The organism is Citrobacter sp. VF227 (assembly GCF_052950715.1).
In genome coordinates this window covers 137,310-162,395 of the sequence record NZ_JBRFVF010000005.1, presented here as the reverse complement: position 1 = coordinate 162,395, position 25,086 = coordinate 137,310, and the positions used below count along the sequence as shown (strand labels likewise).

The window sequence follows — 25,086 nt, the reverse complement described above, 5'->3', positions numbered from 1 at the left end:
TTTTTTGGGTCCTTTTAGGGAAGATAATGACCAATAGCGCGTTACAGGCGACATGCACACCATTCGAACATTGTTTAGGGATAATCCGCCAGGCCTCGGTAGAAATTTTGCTGATGCTAGGCGTACGCATATCAGAAGGTAAAGATCCACGCTGGTTTCTCGAACAACTTGACCAGGCGCGACTGAATCTGGGCGGTTGGGGCGTTGTCGCCAGACGGTTACAAATGAATGATGCGCAATTGAGCCAGTTCACTCTACGGCTACGCCATCTTCAGCAGAGCGTGCCACAATATGAAAATGGCCAGGACGTCAGCGAAAACCAGCTGATTTCTGCGCTGCGCTTTGTCGCTTCTCTGGAGCAATTACGCCAGCAACAGCCCATCCTGAAGTATCAAACCGAAATTGCACCTGTAGAGCCGGATGCGCAGATGCGCGCGCAGCGTCAGCTTCGTGCATTAGAATTAACCCTCAAGTCACTGATTGCAAAGGTATGGCCGGATCAACATCCGCTCAATAGCTTCCTGAAACAGCACTTTGGCGGTGAACGCTTGCGTCGCTGGCTAAAGTTGGGGGAAGGGCATGATGCGTTGGACGGCATGATGTTTAGTGAACTGGCGCTAATGGTCGTTGATAAGAAGTTATTCGTTCGGCATTTTAGCGATATCTTTAACGATACTTCGGTGCTCATGTCGTTTGTTGAACCACGCATCACGCTGCGGATGTTTCTGGATGACTGCCGCCTGTCGCGTAACTGCGTTATCGCGCAACAACCGCTAACCTCAGTACAATTGCTGTTGCTGGAATACCAGTATCGGCAGATTACTCACCCTGTGCAGCGCGCATTTGAAGAACGGCGTACGCGTATTAATCCCGCGTCGTATCTGGAGTCCGATGAGGCGATGGTTCGCCAGTTTTGGCAAGCCGCAAAGCAAAAAGACGAGCAGGCGGGGGGCGATAAGCAGGAAATCGCAGACAGTATCGATCCGCCGGAGAAGCGAGCCAAACGCACGGCAGAAGAACGTGAACAGCTGATTTCCGGCATGTTGTGGGTTGCGGTCGGCGTGATGGTGCTGGTGATTTCGCTGGGAGCATTTTGGTTATTTACTTCGCCATCGCCGCAGGCGTCTTCCGGCCAGTCCGTTGAAATCGTACAGGAGGAGCCACGGCGTGATGCTCCCACTGCGCGGGAGGCAGTAACCCGAATGGGCATAACCTGGGATGCCTTTAACATGCGGGCGGCTATCGAGCGTAACGATACTCGCGTGACGTCACTGTTCCTGCAGGGCGGGATGGACTGGAGGCTGGCGTGGACAGAGCCGGCGTTCGCGGCAGGCAATACTGAGGTATTGAGGCTGCTGCTGCGTTATCCTTCGCAGATGAGTGAAAGTAAACCCTGTCGACAGTTTATGACTTCACTCAGCCACGCGATGTTGAATGGGACGTCACTCACATCGCTACATAAAAGCTATCTACAAAGTTTTTGTTCGGTTCCGGCGGTCATCGCACGTCAGCAATATGATCTTGAACAGGCTGAGCTGCGCGTTCGCGCACAGCCAAGCTCCGAGAACAAGAAATGGCAGAAAATTCATGCTGAGCTCTACGACGCAATTAACTGACGGTCGGATAACTCATACTGTCAACTGTTAGGGTTCGCCATACAGACCGATGAGACGGCGTACCACGCCGTTTGTCCAGCCAAAGCCGTCCTGCAACGGATATTCCCCGCCGCCGCCTTCGCGCGGCGCGGCGTCGGCTATATGGTATTTTTCGATTAGTTTGTGATGTTCCTGATAAAAGAGGTTCACCGTTTTTAACCAGTTTCGGGCAATTTCGTCCCCGAGATGGTCGTCGCCGTAAAGTTTGAAACCCTGGATCGCCATCCACTGCAGCGGGGCCCAGCCGTTGGGTTTATCCCACTGCTCACCGGTTTCATGCTCGGTTGCTAAGATCCCGCCCGGCGTGAGCAGGCGGCTGCGTACCGCATTGGCGAGTCGGTCGGCTTGTTCATGCGTTGCCATACCGACATACAGTGGCACAATACTGGCGGCAGAGAAAAGGGCCATTTGTTCGCGTCGCCAGTCGTAATCGCGGTAGCAGCCGTTTTCATCGTCCCACAGATAGCGGTTCACCGCATCTCGGCGGTCATTGGCTTTCTGGCGAAACTGCGCTTCCGTTTCTTTGTCGCCTTTCAGCGCGGAAATATTGGCGATAGTGCTTTCCAGCTTGTAGAGGAAGGCGTTCAGATCAATCGGGATGAACTGAGTGGTGCGTATGCTGGCAAGGCGGCCTGAATCGCGTAGCCACCGCGAGGAGTAATCCCAGCCGGAGGCCGCGCCCGCGCGCAAATCCCGATACACTTCATTGGGCGGACGGCCTGAATGCTTGGCGGTCTCAACATCTTCAAGCCATGACTCATCACGCGGCGTATCACGATCGTCCCAATAGCGGTTGAGCAGAGAGCCGTCCGACATTCTGATCACGTGACGGTAGGCCTGGTTGAGCACCAGGGAATCGGCGCCATCCATCCAGAATGCGTATTCCATTTTCAGATGTTCAAGGTAACGACGTGCGCCGCGTACGCCATCCTCTTCAAACAGTTCCACCATCAGCGCAAAGACCGGCGGCTGCGAACGGCTCAGGTAGTAAGTACGGTTACCGTTGGGGATGTGGCCATAGTTTTCAATCATCCAGGCAAAGTTATCCGCCATACATTTCAGCAGGTCTTCGCGACCGCTCTCTGCCAGACCCAGCATGGTAAAGTAGGAATCCCAGTAGTAGGTTTCGCTAAAACGTCCGCCGGGCACAATATATGACTGTGGTAACGCCAGCAGTGAGGACCAGGGAATGTGATCCTGCGGTTCGCGCGTCAGCACCGGCCACAGTTGATCGATATGCTCTTTCAGCGAGCTTGCCGGATCGGACACATATTCACTGGAGGGCGTTTCCGGTAGCCAGAAATGATTCTCGACGAAACGTCGCAGATCAAAGTCGCGGTGGCGTTTAACTTTGCGATAGCGGATCAGAATGTCTAACGGGTCCATTTTGGGCGCACAATCGGGGAAGGTTTTGCTATCGGCAAACAGTTTCGACGACTGAACGTGTTCGAACAATTCGAGGTAACGATCGGCTGGGGTTAACGCATCTGAGGCGGGTAACCCTGCAATCATCTCCGGCTCAGGCTCTGCCTCAATCATTTCATCCAGCTTTAACTCGCACGGATCCATTTCATAAAGCAGATCGATGTCGATCGTCAATTCTTCTGAAGGGGCGTGGGGTAGTTTCTGGTTGAGCATAATGAGAAAGACCTCCGATGGACGTTGAAAGATTAAGGCTATTGCCCGGTCGTCAGTTAAGCGTAGACATTCGCTTCGGTATCTGGTGAGTAAAGCGTGCGGTTGATCACGTTTTAGTGCAGCGTAATATTTAGAAAATAAGACTATCCCAATGAATATAATGAAAAAATCATAGTTTAGCGCAACCTGAAGATATTTCATTTTCAGAACATTCGATTGCAACGAGGTGTGAACGGAAAACCATAACGGCTTATCTCCGTAATAGGCACAGGCTATTCTATCGATAGTTATCCCCCATGTAATTGCTTGATACTTATCAAAATAATAAATCCCTTACTTTCTATGATGGTTAAGTCTGATAAAGACTATGCACTCATTTTTCTAATTTCTCTGGGTCACAATAACTCACAACGGTGAGGGTAAAATAATGAAAATCATTACCCGTCTTACCGCGATAGCCATAGCTGGCGTCGTGATTTGTTATTTTGGATTATCCGGTTATGTGTGGTATCACGATAATCAACGGAGTAAACAGGCTGATGTTCAGGCCTCTACGCTGGAAGAAAATAATAAAGTACTGGGATTTTTACGTGAAAAGGGATGTGATTATTGCCACACCCCTTCCGCGGAATTACCTTTCTATGCATCATTTCCCGTTGCAAAACAGTTGATGAATTACGATATTCAACTGGGATATAAGTCATTCAATCTTGAGGCTGTTCGTGCAGCGCTGGTCGCAGATAAACCCGTTTCGCAAAGCGACCTGAATAAAATTGAATGGGTGATGCAGTACGACACCATGCCGCCGACGCGTTATACCGCATTGCATTGGGCTGGCCAGGTAAGCGATACGGAGCGAGCAGAGATCCTGGGCTGGATTGCGAAACAGCGCGAGCAGTATTACGCCAGTAACGATACCGCCGCACAGCATCGTAATGAGCCAGTGCAGCCGATACCGGAAAGCATCCCGACTGATGCCCGTAAAGTGGCGCTGGGCTTTACGCTTTACCACGACCCGCGTATTTCCGGTGACAGCACGATTTCTTGCGCGCACTGCCACGCCCTGAATGCGGGCGGCGTGGATGGCCGCAAAACGTCAATCGGCGTAGGCGGCGCGGTTGGCCCTATCAATGCGCCGACGGTATTTAACTCGGTCTTTAACGTGGAACAATTCTGGGATGGCCGTGCGCCAACATTGCAGGCGCAGGCTGGCGGTCCACCGTTGAACCCGATCGAAATGGCGTCTAAATCCTGGGATGAAATTATCCAGAAACTGGATAAGGATCCGCAACTCAAACAAGAGTTTATCGCGGTTTATCCGCAGGGATTCAGCGGGGATAATATTACCGATGCGATTGCTGAGTTTGAGAAAACGCTGATTACGCCAAATTCACCGTTTGATAAATGGCTACGTGGTGATGAAGCGGCGTTAACTGCCCAGCAAAAACATGGCTATCAGCTGTTTAAAGATAATAAGTGTGCGACCTGTCATGGCGGTATTATTCTGGGCGGACGCTCATTTGAGCCATTGGGTTTGAAAAAGGACTTTAATTTCGGCGAGGTCACTGCCGCAGATATTGGCCGCATGAACGTCACTAATGAATTACGTGACAAACTGCGTCAGAAAGTTCCTGGTTTGCGCAACGTTGCGCTGACTGCACCTTATTTCCATCGCGGTGATGTGCCGACGCTTGATGGTGCGGTAAAACTGATGCTGCGTTATCAGGTAGGCAAAGAACTGCCGCAGGAAGATATCGACGATATCGTGGCGTTTCTTGAGAGTCTGAACGGGGTGTATACGCCGTATATGCAGGGTAAATAAGAGAAAACCGGATGGCAAAGCGCCATCCGGTATTTTATTGATTAACGCATGGTAACGAACTCTTCTGCTGCCGTTGGGTGAATCGCAACGGTGTTATCAAAGTCTTTCTTGGTGGCGCCCATTTTCAGTGCGACCGCGAAGCCTTGCAGCATTTCATCCATTCCAAAACCAATACCGTGAATACCGACAATCTTCTCTTCCGGACCGACGCAAACCAGCTTCATGCGGCACGGCTGACGATGTGAAGTGACAGCGGTATACATCGCGGTAAACGAGGATTTATACACTTTCACCTGGTCATCGCCGTGCTGTTCACGAGCCTGCTGCTCGGTCAGGCCCACCGTGCCAATTGGCGGATGGCTGAAGACCACGGTCGGGATGTTGCTGTAGTCCAGATGTTCGTCCGGTTTGTTGTTAAACAGACGCTCGGACAGGCGACGGCCTGCAGCGACGGCAACTGGCGTCAGCTCAACGGCACCGGTGTTATCGCCGACGGCATAAATTCCCGGAACACTGGTGTTCTGGTATTTATCCACGACGATGTAGCCTTTTTCGTTGGTTTTCACGCCAGTAACCGCCAGGTTGAAGTTGTCGGTGGCAGGTTCACGACCGATCGCCCAAATCAGGCAATCTACTGTTTCGCTACGACCATCTTCCAGTTGCAGGGTCAGGCTGCCGTCAGCGTTTTTAACAACCGCTTTCGGGATTGCGTGCGTATGCAGGGTCGGGCCTTCGGCGTTCATCACCTCAACCAGCGTGTCGACGATCATCGGATCGAAGCTGCGCAGCGGCGCGTGTTTACGCACAAACAGATGCGTTTGGGCGCCCAGGCCGTTAATCACGCCCGCCAGCTCAACGGCGATGTAACCTGCGCCGACGACCGCAACGCGTTTCGGCAGCGCGGGCAACTCAAAGAAGCCATCGGAGTCGATCCCGTATTCCACACCCGGAATGCTCGGATGGCTCGGGCGACCACCGGTGGCGATCAAAATATGATCGGCAGTAATGGTTTCACCGTTTACTTCAATGGTTTTGGCATCCACAAAACGGGCAAAGCCTTTAATCACATCGACGTTATTTTTACCCAGCACGTTGTCGTATGAGGTATGAATGCGATCAATGTAAGCGGTACGTGTGGCGATCAGTTTATCCCAATCGAACTTATTGATGGTGGTGTCGAAACCGTAATCCGGCCCGTACATGTGGATCGCTTCGCGGACCTGGGCGGCATGCCACATCACTTTTTTCGGTACGCAGCCCACGTTAACGCAGGTGCCGCCCAGTTCTTTGGCTTCAATCAGTGCGCATTTCTGGCCGTACATTGCTGCACGGTTAATGGAGGCAATACCGCCGCTGCCGCCGCCAATAGCGATGTAATCATAGTGCTTGGTCATGACCGCTCCTTCATGTTCATTGTAGGGCGGAGAAGCGTTACGCCATCCGCCAAAATATTCGCGATTGTATACCTGATATTAAAAGGTTCCACCGATGGCTGCGATTACTCAGGCACGATCCAGCTTACTGAGGTATGACCGGTTCCTGCCGGAACCAGTTTGCTGTGCAACCACGGCAGAACGCTGTTCATCTGTTGCTCCAGCTTCCACGGCGGGTTAATGACAATCATGCCTGACGCAGTCATACCACGCTGATCGCTGTCCGGGCGCACTGCCAGTTCAATTTGCAGAATTTTGCGGATGCCGGTCTCTTCCAGGTCGTGGACCATGCGCTTGATTTGCTGACGCAGAACCACCGGATACCACAGCGCATAGGTGCCGGTCGCGAAACGCTTGTAGCCTTCGTTAATACCGGTCACCACCGCCTGGTAGTCGCTTTTGATCTCGTAGGGGGGATCGATAAGGATCAACCCGCGACGGGAAACCGGCGGTAATTTCGCTTTTAGCTGCTGATAACCATCGGCCTTGGCCACGCGTGCGCGCTCATCTTTCTGAAATTCGCCGCGCAGCAGAGGAAAGTCGCTCGGGTGCAGTTCAGTTAACTGCAGGCTGTCCTGCTCGCGCAGCAACTGGCGAGCAATCAACGGAGAGCCAGGGTAGTAGCGCAACTGACCGCTACGGTTGAAGTGCTGCACCACGCCAATGTAGGGTTCCAGTTCGGCAGGCAAATCGTCCTGCTGCCAGATACGGGCGATCCCTTCCAGATATTCACCGGTACGTTCGGCATGCTCACTGCTCAGCTGATAACGGCCAGCGCCAGCATGGGTATCCAGATAGAGAAACGGTTTTTCTTTCTCTTTGAGCGACTCGATGATCAGGCTCTGGACGGTGTGTTTCAGGACGTCGGCGTGGTTGCCAGCGTGATAACTGTGGCGATAACTGAGCATGGGTAAACGTGTTCCAGGTTATAAACGTAGGCCCGAAAACAGCGCGATATCGGGCGAAAATAAAGCGTATCGCCACAGTATACAGAAAAGTCGTCACTGCCGCGAAAGCGCAACGCCTGGCATTGAAATCCTCTACACTTAACCCCATTGTACAAATTAATATGCACAGCGCCGGATACGCGCTTCATTCACTCTTTTCAACAGGACCGCGCTAATGACCAATCCATTGCTGACTCCCTTCGAACTGCCGCCGTTTTCTAAAATTCAGCCTGAGCACGTCGTGCCTGCCGTCACTAAGGCGCTGAACGATTGCCGCGAAAACGTTGAACGCGTGGTTGCGCAGGGCGCGCCGTACACCTGGGAAAATCTCTGTCAGCCGTTGGCGGAAGTTGACGATGTGCTGGGGCGTATTTTCTCTCCTGTTAGCCACCTGAACTCGGTGAAAAACAGCCCGGAACTGCGCGAAGCCTACGAACAAACGCTACCGCTGCTGTCTGAATACAGCACCTGGGTTGGACAACATGAAGGCCTGTACAAAGCGTACCGCGACCTGCGTGATGGCGATCATTACGCCACCCTGAGTACCGCGCAGAAAAAAGCGGTCGATAACGCGCTGCGCGATTTTGAGCTTTCTGGTATTGGTCTGCCGAAGGAAAAACAGCAGCGTTATGGTGAAATCGCCACCCGTCTGTCTGAGCTCGGCAACTTGTACAGCAATAACGTCCTCGATGCTACGATGGGCTGGACCAAACTGGTGACTGACGAAGCGGAACTTGCCGGGATGCCGGAAAGTGCGCTGGCTGCGGCGAAGGCTCAGGCGGAAGCCAAAGAGCAAAAAGGCTATCTGTTAACGCTGGATATTCCAAGTTACCTGCCGGTGATGACCTACTGTGACAACCAGGGACTGCGTGAAGAGATGTATCGCGCTTACTCCACCCGCGCGTCTGACCAGGGGCCGAACGCTGGCAAATGGGATAACAGCCCGATAATGGAAGAGATCCTCGCGCTGCGCCACGAACTGGCACAGCTGCTGGGCTTTGAAAGCTACGCCTTTAAATCTCTGGCGACCAAAATGGCGGAAAACCCGCAGCAGGTCCTCGACTTCCTGACCGATCTGGCGAAACGCGCCCGTCCGCAGGGGGAGAAAGAGCTGGCTCAACTGCGCGCCTTCGCGAAAGCGAAATTTGGTGTTGATGAGTTGCAGCCGTGGGATATCGCTTACTACAGCGAGAAACAAAAACAGCATCTCTACAGTATCAGCGACGAGCAACTGCGTCCTTATTTCCCGGAGAACAAAGCCGTTAACGGTCTGTTTGAAGTGGTTAAACGTATTTATGGCATCATTGCCAAAGAGCGCACCGATGTTGACGTCTGGCATCCGGAAGTTCGTTTCTTCGAGTTGTATGACGAAAACAACGAGCTGCGCGGCAGCTTCTACCTCGACCTGTATGCCCGTGAACATAAACGCGGCGGGGCGTGGATGGATGACTGCGTCGGCCAGATGCGTAAAAGTGACGGCACGTTGCAAAAACCGGTTGCCTACCTGACCTGTAACTTTAACCGTCCGGTGAACGGTAAACCTGCGCTGTTTACCCACGATGAAGTGATTACCCTGTTCCACGAGTTCGGCCACGGTCTGCACCATATGCTGACCCGTATCGAAACCGCGGGCGTTTCCGGTATCAACGGTGTGCCATGGGATGCGGTCGAACTGCCGAGCCAGTTTATGGAAAACTGGTGTTGGGAGCCGGAAGCGTTGGCGTTTATCTCCGGCCATTATGAAACCGGCGAACCGCTGCCGAAGGAACTGCTGGATAAAATGCTGGCGGCGAAAAACTACCAGGCGGCGCTGTTTATTCTGCGTCAACTGGAGTTCGGTCTGTTTGATTTCCGTCTGCACGCGGAATTTAACCCGCAGCAAGGGGCTAAAATCCTCGACACGCTGGCGGAAATTAAAAAACAGGTCGCAGTGGTGCCGGGCCCAACCTGGGGCCGCTTCCCACATGCCTTCAGCCACATTTTTGCTGGTGGCTACGCGGCGGGTTACTACAGCTATCTGTGGGCCGACGTACTGGCGGCGGATGCCTTCTCTCGCTTCGAAGATGAAGGGATTTTCAACCGTGAAACCGGACAGTCGTTCCTCGATAACATCCTCACCCGTGGCGGTTCTGAAGAGCCTATGGCGCTGTTCAAACGCTTCCGTGGCCGTGAGCCGCAGCTGGATGCGATGCTGGAGCATTACGGGATTAAAGGCTGATTATTCACGTGAAAATCTGCTTAGTCGATGAAACAGGCGCCGGAGACGGCGCCTTATCTGTTCTTGCCGCCCGTTGGGGACTGGAACACGATGAAGATAACCTGATGGCGCTGGTGATGACGACAGCACATCTGGAACTGCGCAAACGCGATGAACCCAAGCTCGGCGGTATCTTCGTCGATTTTGTTGGCGGCGCAATGGCTCACCGGCGCAAGTTTGGTGGCGGTCGCGGCGAAGCGGTGGCGAAAGCGGTCGGTATTAAAGGCGATTACCTGCCGGATGTGGTTGATGCCACTGCCGGGCTGGGGCGCGATGCGTTCGTGCTGGCCTCGGTGGGCTGTCGTGTGCGGATGCTGGAACGAAATCCGGTGGTCGCTGCGCTGCTTGATGATGGCCTGGCGCGGGGCTATGCGGACCCGGAAATCGGCCCGTGGCTGCAGGAACGTTTACAGCTAATCCACGCCTCAAGCCTGACGGCATTAACCGATATCACGCCACGTCCGCAGGTGGTCTATCTCGATCCGATGTTCCCACATAAGCAGAAAAGTGCGCTGGTTAAGAAAGAGATGCGCGTGTTTCAGTCGCTGGTGGGGCCGGACCTCGACGCCGATGGGCTACTGGAGCCGGCACGTCAATTGGCCACTAAACGCGTGGTAGTGAAGCGCCCGGACTACGCGCCACCGCTGGCGGATGTCGCCACGCCGAACGCGGTAGTTACGAAAGGGCATCGGTTTGATATTTATGCGGGGACGGCGTAGTTTCCAGGCCGGATAAGGCGGTAGCCGTATCCGGCATTACGGCTTAAACAAACGGCGCGTACGGATCGGCAACTTCAAACGCTGCCGCACGCTCTGCCTTCGGCGGGTAAATCAGCTCGCTGACAATCGACACCTTCAGCTTTTTCGCTTCTGCTCGCGTCAGTTTCACCTGTTGGTCCCATCCTTCGGTATACACCGCGCCCCACGCGCCGAGATCCAGACAGGTGACGTACATTTCCTGGCGATACGGCAGTGGTGCCACGTTCAGCAAGCTGGCGGCAGCATTGTTACCGGCGAATTTACCCAGCAAGATGGCGTGCTGGCAGGTCATCAGCGCATGATTGCCTTTGTCATCGGTGGCCGCATAGGCGACATCACCGGTGGCGTAGATATCCTCATGGCCCACCACCTGCAGATTGCCGTTTACATGCAGTCGACCCTGACGATCGCGCGGGGCGTTAATCTGCCCGGTCAGGCCGCTAGCCTGAACACCGACGGTCCAGATAACCGTTTGAGAGGCAATAACCTGCCCATCTTTCAGCGTGACGCCGCAGGCATCCACGCACTCTACTTCCGCATTAACCAGCCATTCAACGCCCAGTTCAGCGGAGGCTTCGATAATCACGTCGCGTAATTCCTGGCTCCAGCGTCCGCCAGGCTGAGCACCGCGCTCAACTACGACAATTCTGGTCTTAGCATCAGTACCCAAAATCTCGCGCAGACGGCCCGGTAATTCCAGCGCCATCTCAATCCCGGTAAAGCCGCCACCGCAGACCACGACCGTATTGCGAGCCTCGCTCTCTGGCTGCTGCGCCAGATCCTTAATGTGTTGCTCCAGTACGGCGGCGCTTTCGAGCTGGTCGAGGTCAAACGCGTACTCGGCAGCACCGGCAACGGCGTCGCGGTTTACGTGACTGCCGCTGGCGAGTACCAGGCGGTCGTAGCGGCGTAAATGAATTTCACCGTTGGCATCTTGCCAACTGACTTCTTTAGAGTCCGGGAGGATCTGCTCGACGTGACCTTGCAGGAAGTTGACGCCAGTGACGTCAAACAAGGGTTGCAGCGGTGCGACCAGGGTTTGAACGGCGCTTTCATAAAAGCGCGGGCGGACACGCAGCTCTGGCTGTGGCGCAATCACTGTAATATCAATGGGCTGCTGGTGTTTGTCCGCCAGTCGCGCGGCGCTTAATGCTGCCCACATACCGGCAAAGCCGGCGCCCACGATCAGAATTTGTTTATGCATTGGTTTTTTCTCACTGGTGACTACGAATTATTTACTCGGATTTTATTTGTCGTAGTTAAGGATTGCAATGCGATCGAGATCCTTTTTGCCTTAAAGGGTGGGGGTTTTTATTATCTGTTTGATAAATATGTATTTAAATTTTAATTGTGAAGAGGGGTACTTTGCTGTCTGGAATGAGTGAAACGAAAAAGCTACAATCAACTCAGATTAATTTTGGCTGAGATAAGAGAATGGCATTCTACAGTTCCGGGGTTGAGTACGGTATTCATAGCCTGATGTGTATGGTCGACAGTAAGGGCGACGCGCGGGATATGAGCGTGCGGGAAATTGCCGAACTGCAAAGCGTACCGTATGACTATCTGGCGAAAATTTTCACCCGTCTGTCGAAAGCGGGCCTGGTACGCAGCATTGAGGGTAAGGGCGGTGGTTTCCAGTTGGCTAAACCCGCTGAACACATCACGGTGCTGGATGTGGTGAATGCCATTGATGGCGATAAACGCATCTTTGAATGTCGTGAAATTCGCCAGCGGCTGGCGGTATTTGAGGAACATCCGCCCCAGTGGGCCTGTGAAGGCATTTGTGGTGTACGTTCGGTAATGGACATGGCCCAGCAGCGGATGGAAGAAGCGCTCGGTCAGCATACGATACTGGACTTGGCGCGCAAAATGTACCGCAAAGCGCCGGACACCTTTGTGGTGGAAGTGCAAGAGTGGATAGACGCGCGTAAAGGGTAGTGAGTGAAAATGCCCGATAGCGCAAGGCGATCGGGCATGTTGAATGTAGGCCGGATTGGGCAATAGCCTCCATCCGGCACTGAAGGTTATTGCTCGGTGCTTGGCGTATTAATCATGCGGTTCAGCCATGGCACCATAATCGCCATCACCACCGTTACGGCCAGGGTCACCAGACCAATCTTACTGAAGACGTTGGTGTAGATAGGCAACGTTTGCAGCGGGTCGGTGATGTTCTCAGGTACAGCGGTGAACGTCGCGACATAACCCCCCATCAGGAAGGCGGCGGCCTGCGTCAGGAACCACATCCCGAGAATGAAGCCCATCAGATGCTGCGGCACGAGAGCAGCGACCATCGCCAGTCCCAGGGCGCTAATCAGTAGTTCTCCCAGACTCTGGAACAGATACACCAGCACGATAAACCACGGCGATGTCAGCCCCTGCGCATCAGCAAACCACATCCCGGCAGCGGCAGCCGTCAGGAAGCCCAACGAGCACAGGAACATACCGAGCGTAAATTTCATCGGCATGGTCAGGTCTTTGCCTTTGTTTCCCAGACGGGTATAGATTGCGGCCAGCACCGGACTCGCCAGTACCACCCAGAACGGGTTCAATGCCTGGAAGCTTACCGGGTTGATGGCGAAACCAAGAATTTCATGATGCACGTTATTGATAGCAAAGAAGTTCAGCGAAGTTGGCATCTGCGCGTACAGCACGTAGAACACCACCGCTTCCAGCATCAGGATAAAGGCCACGAACATCTTGTTGCGCCCGGTTTTATCCAGTTTGAATGCCTGACGAAAGAAGATGATGGTCACGGCAATCGACAGGACGATCAGCACCAGGTTGGCAATCTGCACGTTATGCATCAGCCAGGCACAGATAAATACCATCACTACCGTACCAGCCAGCACGTACAGCAGATTCCGGAAATTCAGCGGCTTATGGTCCGGCTCTGAACCGATATTCTTCACCATTCCACGGCAGGCAAAGTAGACCAACAGCGCGACAATAAGCCCGGCCCCACACAGGTTGTAGGTCACCGCGTAGCCAAACTTATCGGCAATCACCGGTGCCAGCGACAGCGATAGCAGCGAGCCGATGTTAATCGACATATAAAACAGAGTGAAAGCCCCGTCCAGACGAGCGTCTTTCGGTGGATAGCATTTTGACAGCAGGCTTGCCGGGTTGGCTTTAAAAAGCCCGTTACCGACGGCAATGGTACCCAAAGCAATAAAGATCAGATCGGGCTTAAGCAGTGACATCCCGGTCATGAAGTAGCCTATCGCCAGCACAATGGCGCCAAGCACCAGCGTGCGCTTGGTGCCTAAAAGGTGGTCGCCGACGTAGCCGCCGATCGAGATCAGACCGTAGACCAGCGCGGCAAATGCACCAAAGGTGACAAACGCCTGTTCCTGCGAAAAGCCGAGCTGCTTAACAAAAAATACCGCCAGGATGCCCTGAACGCCGTAATAGCCAAATCGTTCCCATAATTCCACAAAGAAGATCATGAAGAACGGACGAGGTTGCTGCAGCAAGCCCGTAGGTGCAGTTTTATTCATATTCCATCGCCTTTCAAAGCCATCCCGAAAAGTATGAACGCGTATGCTTAAACGCGCCGAAAAAGTCTTATTTTGTTATAGACTGCGGTTATTGACCGCAAGCGTAGAGTATTATAGAGATAGTTTTCGATCCAATTAGTTGATCACACTAATTATGATTTATTTGTTGGATTGATGTACTAATTGCGTCTGGATGATAAAAACAAAAACGCCCGCACAGGCGGGCGTTTACAGGCTTTACGACTTGCAGCGCGCCGGGTTATCTCCCGACGGCCAGCGTTTTATGCTTCTTCGTCGTCACGCAACGGAACAATCAACATGTCGACGTGGACGGTGTTGATCAGTTGGCGTGCGGAGGACATCAGTTTGCTCCAGAAATCCTGGTGGTGGCCACAAACGACCAGATCCATGTCGTATTTTTTGATGGCATCAACCAGAACCTGACCCAGGTCGCCGCTACCGCTCAGGGTTTCGGTGATAGGGTAGCCTGCATTTGTGGAAAGCTCGGTTAGCGCGTGGTGGGTTTCTTCAGAAATGCGTTTCTGCATGTCGCCCAGATTCACGTCGATAAGCCCGGTGTACAGGTCGGAATAGTTTACGTCAACGTGGATAAGGGAGACTTTAGCATTGTAAGGCCGCGCCATAGAGACCGCTTTTTCAACCAGAACTTTGCTTTCCGGAGAAAGATCAACCGCGATAAGAATGTGTTTATAAGCCATAGTGTTACTCCTTCCATAAGTTGTCGATGACTAGCCTGCTGGCATTTACCTGCCGCCGCGTCATCCGCGTCCTGCGAACCTTGCGCGCGGGGCTAGCCCAGTCGTAAAAACGTACCATATAAGGACTATCCTTACATTATAGCGACCAGGATAATCCGTCAATCCACCTTGCTTGCCAAGCAGTTAAACAAATTTTTTAGTTAATTGCATTGATAGCGATTAACCTTCTGGCAAAAAAATTAACTAATCTCCTACACTATCTAGAGAGGCGTTCGGATGCGTGATACTAATACGAACGGTTCGACAGAACTCTTCACTGAATGATTTGGCAGGGTATCGGGGAGCGGTAGTCCCGGAAAGGAGTTCCGTGGGCGGGTCGCCGGGGAGGAGGTATGATTAGCACCATTGCATTGTTCTGGGCTTTATGTGTCGTTTGCATTGTTAATATGGCGCGCTATTTTTCTTCGTTACGCGCACTGTTAGTGGTACTTCGTGGTTGCGATCCATTGCTTTACCAGTATGTAGATGGTGGGGGCTTTTTTACCTCGCATGGGCAACCAAACAAGCAGATGCGTCTGGTGTGGTATATCTACGCTCAGCGTTACCGCGATCATCATGATGATGAGTTTATTCGCCGCTGTGAGCGGGTTCGCGGTCAGTTCATTCTCACCAGCGCGCTATGTGGCCTGGTGCTAATCAGCATGATTGCGCTGATTATCTGGCACTGATGCCAACGACAGATACAAAAAAAGCGGGCCAGTTTTCTGACCCGCTTTTTTTCCGTACATTCGCTTAGATAAGCTTCAGAGAGAGCCAGTAAAGCCCGCCGGAAAGAAGAATTGCGGCTGGCAGGGTGAAGACCCAGGCCATCAGAATGCTGGTCACCGTTTTACGCTGTAAACCGCCGCCATCAACAACCATCGTTCCTGCAACGGAAGAGGAGAGAACGTGCGTGGTGGAAACAGGCATACCGGTGTAGCTGGCGAGACCGATAGAGACTGCGGCGGTCATCTGCGCCGACATCCCCTGAGCATAGGTCATGCCTTTCTTACCGATTTTCTCACCGATAGTCGTCGCCACACGACGCCAGCCAATCATGGTACCAATGCCCAGCGCCAGTGCGACGGCCATAATGATCCAGATAGGTGCATACTCAATGGTGCTCAGCATGTCAGCTTTCAGTTTCTTCAGCAGACGCTGGTCGTCAGCGCTTACGCCAGGCAGTTTCACCACTTTATCGGTGGTATCAGAGATGCACAGCATAATGCGACGCAGTTGACCGCGCTGTTCAACGCTTAACTTGTCGAAAGTTTCCAGATTCGCCAGCATACCTTTCGCACGCTCCAGCGCGTTAATAGTATTAGCCGGGTGACAATGGAACTCGTTAGCTTGCGTTGGTGCGCCCGCTTCCGGAGATGGAATCAACTGATCCACGCCGGTGGCTTGCTTCAGCAGGTCAGGGCGTTGCTGGAAGAAGATTTCGACGTTATTGATTGCATCGCGGGTACGGGTAATTTCGTAACCGGAAGCATTCATATTTACTACGAAACCAGCGGGGGCGACGCCAATCAGCACCAGCATCACCAGACCAATGCCTTTCTGCCCGTCGTTAGCGCCATGAGAGAACGCTACGCCGATAGCGGAGAGGATCAGTGCAATACGCGTCCAGAACGGCGGCTTTTTCTTACCGTCTTTCTTTTCACGTTCTGCTGGCGTCAGGTGGATACGGGCACGTTTTTTCGTACCGCTCCAGTAGCGACGCAGAATGAAAATGAGACCACCTGCAACCACCAGACCGACAATCGGCGAGATGATAAGCGAGGCAAAAATACCCATTACTTTCGGAATGTTAAGTGCATCTACCACAGAAGTGCCGGTCATCAGCGCATTGGTTAAACCAATACCGATAATGGCACCAATTAGCGTGTGGGAGCTGGATGCAGGCAAACCAAAGTACCAGGTACCCAGGTTCCAGATAATTGCTGCCAGCAGCATGGAGAACACCATGGCGAGGCCATGTGACGATCCCATATTGAGCAGCAGATCCGTTGGCAGCATATGCACGATGGCATATGCCACGCTGAGACCGCCCAGCAAAACACCAAAGAAGTTGAACACCGCAGCCATGACCACCGCCAATTGCGAACGCATTGCACGGGTATAGATCACGGTTGCGACAGCATTTGCTGTATCATGGAAGCCGTTAATCGCTTCGTAGAACAGCACAAAAGCCAGAGCAAGCAATAGTAAAAGCCCGGTATGTAAATCCAGGCCAGCAAACAAATGTAGCATAGGACGTTACGCCATTTTGAGGACATGAACGCGGCGCATTATCAGTGACTTTGGCGGCGCGGGCAAAGTGAAATATAGAGTTTTTTTGATTTATCTCCTGCTTTGTTTTACACCACTAAAGAATTATCCTATATATTTCAGATAAATACCCTTTATCGATAGTTTGGTGCTGGTGCGACCACTGAGGAATCTTTACAATTCACACCCGCTTTTTTGAGAGGATCGCAACGTGGAAAGGTTTGATACCGTTATTATAGGCGCTGGCGCAGCAGGTATGTTTTGTGCCGCGCAGGCAGGACAAGCAGGTAGTCGTGTACTGCTGATTGATAATGGTAAAAAGCCTGGACGTAAGATTCTCATGTCTGGCGGGGGCCGATGCAACTTTACCAACCTTTATGTCGAACCGGCCGCATATTTGAGCCAAAACCCGCATTTTTGCAAATCGGCGCTGGCGCGTTATACGCAGTGGGATTTTATCGATCTGGTGGGCAAACACGGCATTGCCTGGCATGAAAAAACGCTGGGTCAGCTGTTTTGTGATGATTCCGCCCAACAAATTGTCGATATGCTGGTGGCGGAATGCGAAAAAGGTAACGTAACTATGCGGTTACGTAGCGAAGTCCTGAGCGTCGGGCGAGAGGGTGATGCTTTCATCCTCGAATTGAACGGGATGACCGTGGGCACGAAAAAGCTGGTTATTGCCTCTGGTGGTCTCTCTATGCCGGGTCTGGGCGCGACGCCGTTTGGTTATAAAATTGCCGAGCAGTTCGGCCTGAACGTATTGCCAACGCGCGCAGGTCTGGTGCCTTTCACCTTACACAAGCCGCTGCTGGAGCAGCTTCAGGTTCTCTCTGGCGTATCCGTTTCCTCCGTTATCACCGCCGAGGACGGCACCGTCTTTCGTGAAAATCTGCTCTTTACGCACCGTGGGCTTTCTGGCCCGGCCGTGCTGCAGATTTCCAGTTTTTGGCAACCTGGTGAATTTGTCAGCATTAATTTGTTGCCAGATGTTGACCTCGCGAGCTTCCTCGATGACCAACGCAGTGCTCATCCTAACCAGAGCTTAAAGAACACCCTGGCAATGCAGTTGCCAAAGCGGCTGGTGGAATGTTTGCAACAGCTTGGACAAATCCCGGATGTTTCGCTTAAGCAGCTTAATGTGCGCGATCAGCAAACGTTGGTCGAGACACTAACCGAGTGGCGGGTACAGCCGAACGGTACGGAAGGGTATCGTACCGCTGAAGTCACGTTGGGCGGCGTTGATACCAATGAGCTGTCATCGCGCACGATGGAAGCACGTAAAGTACCGGGACTCTATTTTATCGGCGAAGTTATGGACGTCACCGGTTGGCTGGGCGGCTATAACTTCCAGTGGGCATGGTCGAGTGCCTGGGCGTGCGCGCAGGATTTGGCGCCAGCCTGACTGTGATGCCCGACAACCTGAGCTGTCGGGCGTTATCATTAGTTCAGACCCAGAAAATACTGGGCGATTTTAAAGTAGATAATTAACCCGGTACCGTCGATAAGCGTGGCGATAAACGGGGCCGAAACCACGGCGGGATCAATGCCGATACGCTTGAGCACCATGGGGATCACTGATGACACCACGGCGCTCCACAGCGTAATGCAAACCAGCGTCAGGCTGACGATCAGCGTGATTTCCATGCCGATACCCATCATCCACGCGCGCAAGCACCCTGCCAGACCCAGCGTCAGAGCGATCAGCAGCGAAGTTGAAACTTCTTTGCGGATCACCCGGCCCATATCGCGCAGCCGCACTTCCCCCAGCGCCATTGAACGTACCAGCGTCGAAGTGATCTGCGTACCGCTGTTGCCACCAGTACCAATTAATAGCGGAATAAAAAAGGCCAGGGCAATTGCGGATTCCAGCGCTTCTTCAAAATGCTGAAGCACGCTGCTGGTATAGGCTTCTGCGACAAACAGCAGCAGGAGCCAGACCGAACGTTTTTTCCACAATGTCCACGGACTAATTTCCAGATAGGGTTTTTCCAGCGGCAGCGTGGCGCCCTGAAGCTGAACGTCTTCGGTAACATCATCTTCCTGTAGATGAGCGATCTCTTTTTCCATCAGACAACCAATCAGCTCGCCTTTCTCAACGACAGCAACCAGGTCGACTTCGCGTTCGGCTAACTCGGCAACGACCTGCGCCCGTTCATCATCAGGCTTTACATGAAATAAACAGCTGTCCGTAAGATGGTTGATGTTAAGCGACGTATCTTTTTCCTGTAATAAGCGCTTGATGGATAACACCCCGCGCAGCGCTTTTCCTGCCACAACAAAGACCTGGCCTGGAATATCATCTGTTGTGAGTTGGGAAACAAAGTATTCGCGAGCGCCGTTCACGCTGAGATGGTCGGGTAGAGTAATAAAATCGGTGCGCATATATTGCGCGATAGCGTCGCCATTGAAATCCGGCATAGGATGATGGGCGGCGCAGAGTGGCATAGATGACATGATGTAATTCCCTATAAAAAATCTCTCATAGGGGCGAACAAGACAGGGGTTAGCGCAGGCAGATCCCTACGTCCTGGTTTTAGCACTGAACAACGTATCTGTCCGATGGTGAAATCGTCAGAAGTTACCTTGGCAACACCTTGATTCGATGGATGCCTGTATTTCCCTGAGTGGTCTCTCTCGATACCAGCAGGGCGGTAACTTGTATTTGTACAGGAGCCTCGCCATAACGAGATCGGTAAATGAGCCGCTATTATAGGGATGCCTAATCATTGATTATGTTTATAGTTGCGATTGTTTATCAATCGTTGATATACGAAATATTCCTTGTGCCAGGTCTGAACTGGAAACGACAACCGAATAGACATATTGAATCCAGGTGTTAGTATTCAATAGACAACAGTTATGAGTATGCGTGTTTCATTTCCGGCCAGGAACGCTGATGATGACAACATTACTACCCGATTTCACAGCATTTTCGTCACTCACGTCCTTCGCGGTGTGCGTTGCTTTCACGCCTGTCCGCACTCTGGCCATTATTTCTCATTCCTTCTCATCCCGGATGGAATCTCCCGCTGAATAGCTGTTCAGTGGGCTTTGTGACACGCATCGTTTGATAACAGGGATTACGGCGGGTCGGATATGGATAAGATTAAGCGTCATCTGGTGTGGTGGGGCGCGGGTATTGTGGTAGCGGTTGCCGCAATAGCGTGGTGGATGTTACGTCCTGCGGGAATTCCGGAAGGTTTCGCGGCCAGCAACGGCAGAATTGAAGCTACCGAAGTGGATATTGCCACCAAGATTGCCGGACGAATTGACACAATCCTCGTCTCGGAAGGGCAGTTCGTTCGCCAGGGCGACGTGCTGGCGAAAATGGATACCCGTGTGCTGCAGGAGCAGCGACTGGAAGCTGTCGCGCAAATCAAAGAAGCCGAAAGCGCGGTGGCGGCGGCACGAGCGCTGCTGGAACAGAGGCAAAGTGAAATGCGCGCCGCGCAGTCGGTGGTAAAGCAGCGCGAGGCGGAACTGCAATCGGTCTCTAAACGTCACGTACGTTCCCGCTCGCTGTCCCAGCGTGGGGCTGTGTCTGAGCAACAGCTGGATGACGACAGGGCTGCGGCGGAAAGCGCGCGCGCGGCGCTGGAATCCGCAAAGGCGCAGGTCTCTGCGGCAAAAGCCGCGATTGAAGCCGCCCGCACCAGCATTATTCAGGCGCAAACCCGCGTAGAAGCCGCGCAGGCCACCGAACGTCGTATTGCAGCTGATATTGATGACAGCGAACTGAAAGCCCCGCGCGATGGTCGCGTACAGTACCGCGTAGCCGAACCGGGTGAGGTCCTTTCCGCGGGGGGGCGCGTGCTGAATATGGTCGATCTCAGTGATGTTTACATGACGTTCTTCTTACCGACTGAACAGGCCGGTTTATTAAAGATTGGCGGTGAAGCCCGCCTGGTGCTGGACGCTGCACCGGATCTGCGTATTCCGGCGACCATCAGCTTTGTGGCAAGCGTGGCGCAGTTCACGCCGAAAACGGTCGAAACCAGCGATGAACGACTGAAGCTGATGTTCCGTGTTAAAGCGCGTATCCCGCCAGAACTGTTGCAGCAGCATCTGGAGTATGTGAAAACCGGTCTACCGGGCATGGCGTGGGTGCGTGTCGATGAAAATCGCCCCTGGCCTGACGACCTGGTCGTGAGGTTGCCGCAATGACGCATCTGGCGCGCCTTCCCGTTCCTCCCGTGGCGCACCTTGACGGCGTGAGTCAGCATTACGGGAAAACGGTAGCGCTGAACAATATCACGCTGGATATTCCCGCCCGCTGTATGGTGGGGCTGATTGGTCCGGATGGCGTCGGAAAATCGAGTCTGCTGTCGCTCATCTCCGGCGCGCGGGTCATTGAACACGGCAACGTGATGGTGCTGGGCGGCGATATGCGTGACCCGAAACATCGCCAGGATGTCTGTCCGCGTATTGCCTGGATGCCGCAGGGATTAGGGAAAAACCTGTACCATACGTTGTCGGTATATGAGAACGTCGATTTCTTTGCCCGGCTGTTTGGCCATGACAAAGCGGAACGCGAAGCGCGGATAACCGAGCTGCTGAACAGCACCGGACTGGCGCCGTTTCGCGACCGTCCCGCCGGGAAACTCTCAGGTGGGATGAAGCAAAAGCTGGGACTGTGCTGCGCGTTAATTCACGACCCGGAACTGTTAATTCTCGATGAACCCACCACCGGGGTCGATCCGCTGTCCCGCGCCCAGTTCTGGGATCTGATTAACAGCATTCGCCAGCGGCAGACCAACATGAGCGTGCTGGTTGCGACCGCCTACATGGAAGAAGCCGAGCGCTTTGACTGGCTGGTGGCGATGAACGCCGGGGAAGTATTAGCCACCGGGAGCGCCCAGCAGCTGCGTGAACAAACCAACAGCGACACGCTGGAGCAGGCGTTTATCGCGCTGTTACCCGAAGCCCAGCGTCAGGCGCATAAGCCGGTGGTGATCCCGCCGTATCACGCTGAACACGAAGAGATTGCTATTGAAGCGAAAGATCTGACTATGCGCTTCGGTAAGTTTGTTGCCGTTGACCACGTTAACTTTCGTATTCCGCGCGGGGAGATCTTCGGTTTTCTCGGCTCCAACGGGTGCGGTAAATCCACCACCATGAAGATGCTCACTGGTCTGCTGCCCGCAAGCGAAGGTGAGGCATGGTTGTTTGGGCAAGCGGTAGATCCGAAGAATATCGATACCCGCAGCCGGGTAGGCTATATGTCGCAGGCGTTTTCGCTTTACAGCGAGCTGACCGTGCGGCAAAACCTTGAGCTGCACGCGCGACTGTTCCATATCCCCGAGGCAGAAATCCCGGGACGGGTACAAGAGATGAGCGAGCGCTTTTCGCTGACCGATGTCGAAGACGCGTTGCCTGGCGCGCTGCCGTTGGGGATCCGTCAACGCCTGTCGCTGGCGGTGGCGGTGATCCATCGTCCGGAAATGCTCATTCTTGATGAGCCGACCTCCGGGGTCGATCCGGTGGCGAGGGACATGTTCTGGCAACTGATGGTCGATCTGTCGCGGCAGGACAAAGTGACCATTTTTATCTCCACCCACTTTATGAACGAAGCGGAGCGCTGCGACCGGATGTCGCTGATGCACGCCGGAAAAGTACTCGCCAGCGGCACGCCGCAGGAACTGGTGAAACAGCGTGGTGCCGCCAGTCTGGAAGAGGCGTTTATCTCCTGGTTACAGGAAGCGGCAGGCCCGGTACCGGAAGCTCAGTTACCGCCAGCCAATGTTCCGAAAGCGCATGAAAATAGTCAGCCGCCGCGGCAGGGCTTTAGCCTACGGCGCTTGTTTAGCTACAGCCGACGTGAAGCGCTGGAGCTGCGACGTGACCCGGTTCGTTCAACGCTGGCGCTGATGGGCACAGTGATCCTGATGCTGATCATGGGCTACGGCATCAGCATGGATGTGGAAAACCTGCGTTTTTCGGTGCTCGATCGTGACCAGACCGTCAGCAGCCAGGCGTGGACGCTCAATCTGGCGGGATCGCGTTATTTTATCGAACAGCCGCCGCTCACCAGTTATGACGAGCTGGACAAACGGATGCGTTCGGGCGAAGTAGCGGTAGCAATAGAGATCCCGCCAAACTTTGGCCGCGATATCGCGCGTGGCACGCCGGTGAAGATTGGCGTCTGGGTCGATGGCGCAATGCCGAGCCGTGCTGAAACGGTCAGAGGCTATGTGCAGGCGATGCACCAGACCTGGCTACAGGACGTGATGGCACGTCAACCCAATGCCAGAGGGCAAAATGGGCTGATGACCATTGAAACTCGCTATCGCTACAACCCCGATGTGAAGAGTTTGCCGGCGATTGTTCCAGCAGTCATCCCGCTGCTGCTGATGATGATCCCTTCTATGCTCAGCGCCTTGAGCGTGGTGCGCGAGAAAGAACTTGGATCGATTATCAACCTGTACGTTACGCCCACCACCCGCAGCGAGTTTTTACTCGGTAAACAGTTGCCTTACATCGTGCTGGGCATGCTGAACTTCCTGCTGCTGTGCGCGCTGTCGGTGTTTGTGTTCGGCGTCCCGCATAAGGGCAGCTTTATGACCCTGACGCTGGCCGCGCTGCTGTACGTCACCATTGCCACCGGGCTTGGGCTATTCATCTCCACGTTTATGAAAAGCCAGATCGCGGCCATTTTTGGTACGGCAATTATTACGCTGATCCCGGCGACGCAGTTTTCCGGGATGATTGACCCGGTCGCCTCGCTCGAAGGGCCTGGACGCTGGATTGGCGAAATTTACCCGACCAGCCATTTTCTGACCATCGCGCGCGGGACGTTCTCTAAAGCGCTGGATCTGACGGATCTCTGGCAGCTGTTTATGCCGCTGGCGATAGCCATTCCGGTGGTGATTGGTTTGAGCGTATTACTGCTGAAAAAACAGGAGGGGTGATGCGCCGACTACGTAATATTTATAACCTCGGTATCAAAGAGTTACGCAGCCTGCTAGGCGACAAGGCGATGCTGACGCTGATTGTCTTCGCCTTCACGATTTCGGTTTACTCCTCCGCCACCGTCCTTCCGGGCTCGTTGCACCTGGCACCGATTGCCATCGCCGATATGGACCAGTCGCAGTTGTCGAATCGGATTGTGAACAGCTTTTATCGCCCGTGGTTTTTACCGCCGGAGATGATCACCGCCGATGAGATGGATGCCGGGCTGGATGCCGGACGCTATACCTTCGCCGTGAATATTCCGCCTGATTTTCAGCGTGATGTGTTGGCCGGGCGTCAGCCGGATATTCAGGTTAACGTCGATGCCACGCGGATGAGCCAGGCTTTTACCGGCAACAGCTATATCCAGAACATCATCAGCGGCGAGGTGAACAGCTTTGTGGCCCGTTACCGTGACAACAGTGAGCCGCCGGTGGCGCTGGAAATGCGCATGCGCTTTAACCCCAATCTGGAACCTGCACGCTTCGGTGCGGTGATGGCAATTATCAACAACATCACCATGCTGGCGATTGTGCTCACTGGCTCGGCGCTAATTCGCGAGCGCGAGCACGGGACAATAGAACATCTGCTGGTGATGCCGGTGACGCCGTTTGAGATCATGATGGCAAAAATCTGGTCGATGGGGCTGGTGGTGCTGGTGGTTTCCGGTCTGTCGCTGATGCTGATGGTAAAAGGCGTGCTCGGCGTACCAATTGAGGGATCGATTCCTCTGTTTATGCTGGGGGTGGCGCTGAGCCTGTTCGCAACCACTTCGATCGGTATTTTTATGGGCACGCTGGCGCGCTCTATGCCGCAGCTGGGACTGCTGATGATACTGGTGTTGTTGCCGTTACAGATGCTCTCCGGCGGCTCCACACCGCGTGAAAGCATGCCGCAGGTGGTGCAGGACATCATGTTGACGATGCCAACGACGCATTTTGTGAGTCTCGCGCAGGCGATACTTTACCGTGGCGCAGGGTTCGGTATTGTCTGGCCGCAGTTCCTGACGTTGCTGGCGATTGGTAGTGCGTTCTTCATGATAGCGCTGCTGCGCTTTAGAAAGACGATTGGTACGATGGCGTAAACATCCGGCACAGGC

Annotated in this window: 18 protein-coding genes and 1 riboswitch; of the genes, 10 read left to right on the top strand and 8 right to left on the bottom strand. The window is 53.6% G+C overall.

The genetic code is table 11. From position 1 onward, the window contains the following. The first annotated feature begins 26 nt into the window (after nucleotides 1-26). The gene (locus ACU8YC_RS17050) at nucleotides 27-1,616 is read left to right on the top strand and encodes an STY4199 family HEPN domain-containing protein (protein WP_187253830.1); all 1,590 of its coding nucleotides are present in this window, start codon (nucleotides 27-29) and stop codon (nucleotides 1,614-1,616) included. Nucleotides 1,617-1,643: 27 nt separating this feature from the next. On the opposite strand, the gene ACU8YC_RS17045 is transcribed toward ACU8YC_RS17050, so the two are convergent. Beyond that, on the bottom strand, nucleotides 1,644-3,293 hold the full coding sequence (locus ACU8YC_RS17045; RefSeq protein WP_151216912.1) for an alpha,alpha-trehalase: 1,650 nt from the start codon (nucleotides 3,291-3,293) through the stop codon (nucleotides 1,644-1,646). 427 nt (nucleotides 3,294-3,720) lie between these two features. Here ACU8YC_RS17045 and ACU8YC_RS17040 point away from each other — a divergent pair, with 427 nt between their 5' ends. After that, nucleotides 3,721-5,115, top strand: coding sequence for a cytochrome-c peroxidase (locus tag ACU8YC_RS17040; RefSeq protein WP_151223968.1), 1,395 nt, complete (start codon nucleotides 3,721-3,723; stop codon nucleotides 5,113-5,115). Nucleotides 5,116-5,156: 41 nt separating this feature from the next. Here ACU8YC_RS17040 and gorA read toward each other — a convergent pair whose 3' ends face one another. Next, entirely contained in the window at nucleotides 5,157-6,509 is a 1,353-nt protein-coding gene (gene gorA / locus ACU8YC_RS17035; RefSeq protein WP_446895574.1) for a glutathione-disulfide reductase, read from the bottom strand. Between the two features lie 104 nt (nucleotides 6,510-6,613). Next, nucleotides 6,614-7,456, bottom strand: coding sequence for a 23S rRNA (adenine(2030)-N(6))-methyltransferase RlmJ (locus ACU8YC_RS17030; protein WP_187259780.1), 843 nt, complete (start codon nucleotides 7,454-7,456; stop codon nucleotides 6,614-6,616). A gap of 214 nt (nucleotides 7,457-7,670) precedes the next feature. Here ACU8YC_RS17030 and prlC point away from each other — a divergent pair, with 214 nt between their 5' ends. Together prlC and rsmJ are read left to right on the top strand one after the other, a co-directional pair. Further along, entirely contained in the window at nucleotides 7,671-9,713 is a 2,043-nt protein-coding gene (gene prlC, locus ACU8YC_RS17025; protein ID WP_370619391.1) for an oligopeptidase A, read from the top strand. An 8-nt stretch (nucleotides 9,714-9,721) separates the two neighbouring features. Continuing rightward, nucleotides 9,722-10,471, top strand: coding sequence for a 16S rRNA (guanine(1516)-N(2))-methyltransferase RsmJ (gene rsmJ / locus ACU8YC_RS17020; protein WP_003023353.1), 750 nt, complete (start codon nucleotides 9,722-9,724; stop codon nucleotides 10,469-10,471). A 43-nt stretch (nucleotides 10,472-10,514) separates the two neighbouring features. Here the strand turns inward: rsmJ and ACU8YC_RS17015 are convergent, their stop codons facing one another. Continuing rightward, on the bottom strand, nucleotides 10,515-11,714 hold the full coding sequence (locus ACU8YC_RS17015; RefSeq protein WP_210904176.1) for an NAD(P)/FAD-dependent oxidoreductase: 1,200 nt from the start codon (nucleotides 11,712-11,714) through the stop codon (nucleotides 10,515-10,517). A 230-nt stretch (nucleotides 11,715-11,944) separates the two neighbouring features. Here ACU8YC_RS17015 and ACU8YC_RS17010 point away from each other — a divergent pair, with 230 nt between their 5' ends. Then, nucleotides 11,945-12,448: an RrF2 family transcriptional regulator gene (locus tag ACU8YC_RS17010; protein WP_005122505.1), complete on the top strand. Its 504-nt coding sequence runs from the start codon at nucleotides 11,945-11,947 to the stop codon at nucleotides 12,446-12,448. Between the two features lie 86 nt (nucleotides 12,449-12,534). Here ACU8YC_RS17010 and dtpB read toward each other — a convergent pair whose 3' ends face one another. Both dtpB and uspA read right to left on the bottom strand, forming a co-directional pair. Further along, a complete protein-coding gene (gene dtpB / locus ACU8YC_RS17005; RefSeq protein WP_048215357.1) occupies nucleotides 12,535-14,007 on the bottom strand; it encodes a dipeptide/tripeptide permease DtpB in 1,473 nt (490 codons plus the stop codon). A gap of 281 nt (nucleotides 14,008-14,288) precedes the next feature. Continuing rightward, nucleotides 14,289-14,726, bottom strand: a complete 438-nt coding sequence (gene uspA / locus ACU8YC_RS17000; protein WP_003023368.1) for a universal stress protein UspA — start codon at nucleotides 14,724-14,726, stop codon at nucleotides 14,289-14,291. A gap of 392 nt (nucleotides 14,727-15,118) precedes the next feature. Here uspA and uspB point away from each other — a divergent pair, with 392 nt between their 5' ends. Beyond that, entirely contained in the window at nucleotides 15,119-15,454 is a 336-nt protein-coding gene (gene uspB / locus ACU8YC_RS16995) for a universal stress protein UspB (RefSeq protein WP_151216907.1), read from the top strand. Between the two features lie 64 nt (nucleotides 15,455-15,518). Here uspB and pitA read toward each other — a convergent pair whose 3' ends face one another. Next, nucleotides 15,519-17,018, bottom strand: a complete 1,500-nt coding sequence (pitA, locus tag ACU8YC_RS16990; protein ID WP_187253825.1) for an inorganic phosphate transporter PitA — start codon at nucleotides 17,016-17,018, stop codon at nucleotides 15,519-15,521. Nucleotides 17,019-17,247: 229 nt separating this feature from the next. On the opposite strand from pitA, the gene ACU8YC_RS16985 reads away from it, so the two are divergent. Further along, the gene (locus tag ACU8YC_RS16985; protein ID WP_187253824.1) at nucleotides 17,248-18,441 is read left to right on the top strand and encodes a BaiN/RdsA family NAD(P)/FAD-dependent oxidoreductase; all 1,194 of its coding nucleotides are present in this window, start codon (nucleotides 17,248-17,250) and stop codon (nucleotides 18,439-18,441) included. 38 nt (nucleotides 18,442-18,479) lie between these two features. On the opposite strand, the gene ACU8YC_RS16980 is transcribed toward ACU8YC_RS16985, so the two are convergent. Next, entirely contained in the window at nucleotides 18,480-19,493 is a 1,014-nt protein-coding gene (locus tag ACU8YC_RS16980) for a magnesium transporter (protein WP_151216906.1), read from the bottom strand. Between the two features lie 57 nt (nucleotides 19,494-19,550). Further along, a riboswitch (M-box (ykoK) riboswitch) is annotated at nucleotides 19,551-19,734 on the bottom strand. 401 nt (nucleotides 19,735-20,135) lie between these two features. Between ACU8YC_RS16980 and ACU8YC_RS16975 the strand changes: the two genes are divergently transcribed. Genes ACU8YC_RS16975 through ACU8YC_RS16965 form a run of 3 tightly spaced genes read left to right on the top strand, consistent with a single transcriptional unit; the run spans nucleotide 20,136 to nucleotide 25,071 of the window. Continuing rightward, nucleotides 20,136-21,203 (top strand): HlyD family secretion protein, encoded by a 1,068-nt coding sequence (locus tag ACU8YC_RS16975; RefSeq protein WP_151216905.1) that lies wholly within the window; start codon nucleotides 20,136-20,138, stop codon nucleotides 21,201-21,203. Then, nucleotides 21,200-23,947, top strand: a complete 2,748-nt coding sequence (rbbA, locus tag ACU8YC_RS16970) for a ribosome-associated ATPase/putative transporter RbbA (protein ID WP_187253822.1) — start codon at nucleotides 21,200-21,202, stop codon at nucleotides 23,945-23,947. Before ACU8YC_RS16975 ends, rbbA begins: the two co-directional genes overlap by 4 nt. Further along, nucleotides 23,947-25,071 (top strand): ABC transporter permease, encoded by a 1,125-nt coding sequence (locus ACU8YC_RS16965; RefSeq protein ID WP_187259953.1) that lies wholly within the window; start codon nucleotides 23,947-23,949, stop codon nucleotides 25,069-25,071. Before rbbA ends, ACU8YC_RS16965 begins: the two co-directional genes overlap by 1 nt. Nucleotides 25,072-25,086 lie beyond the last annotated feature (15 nt).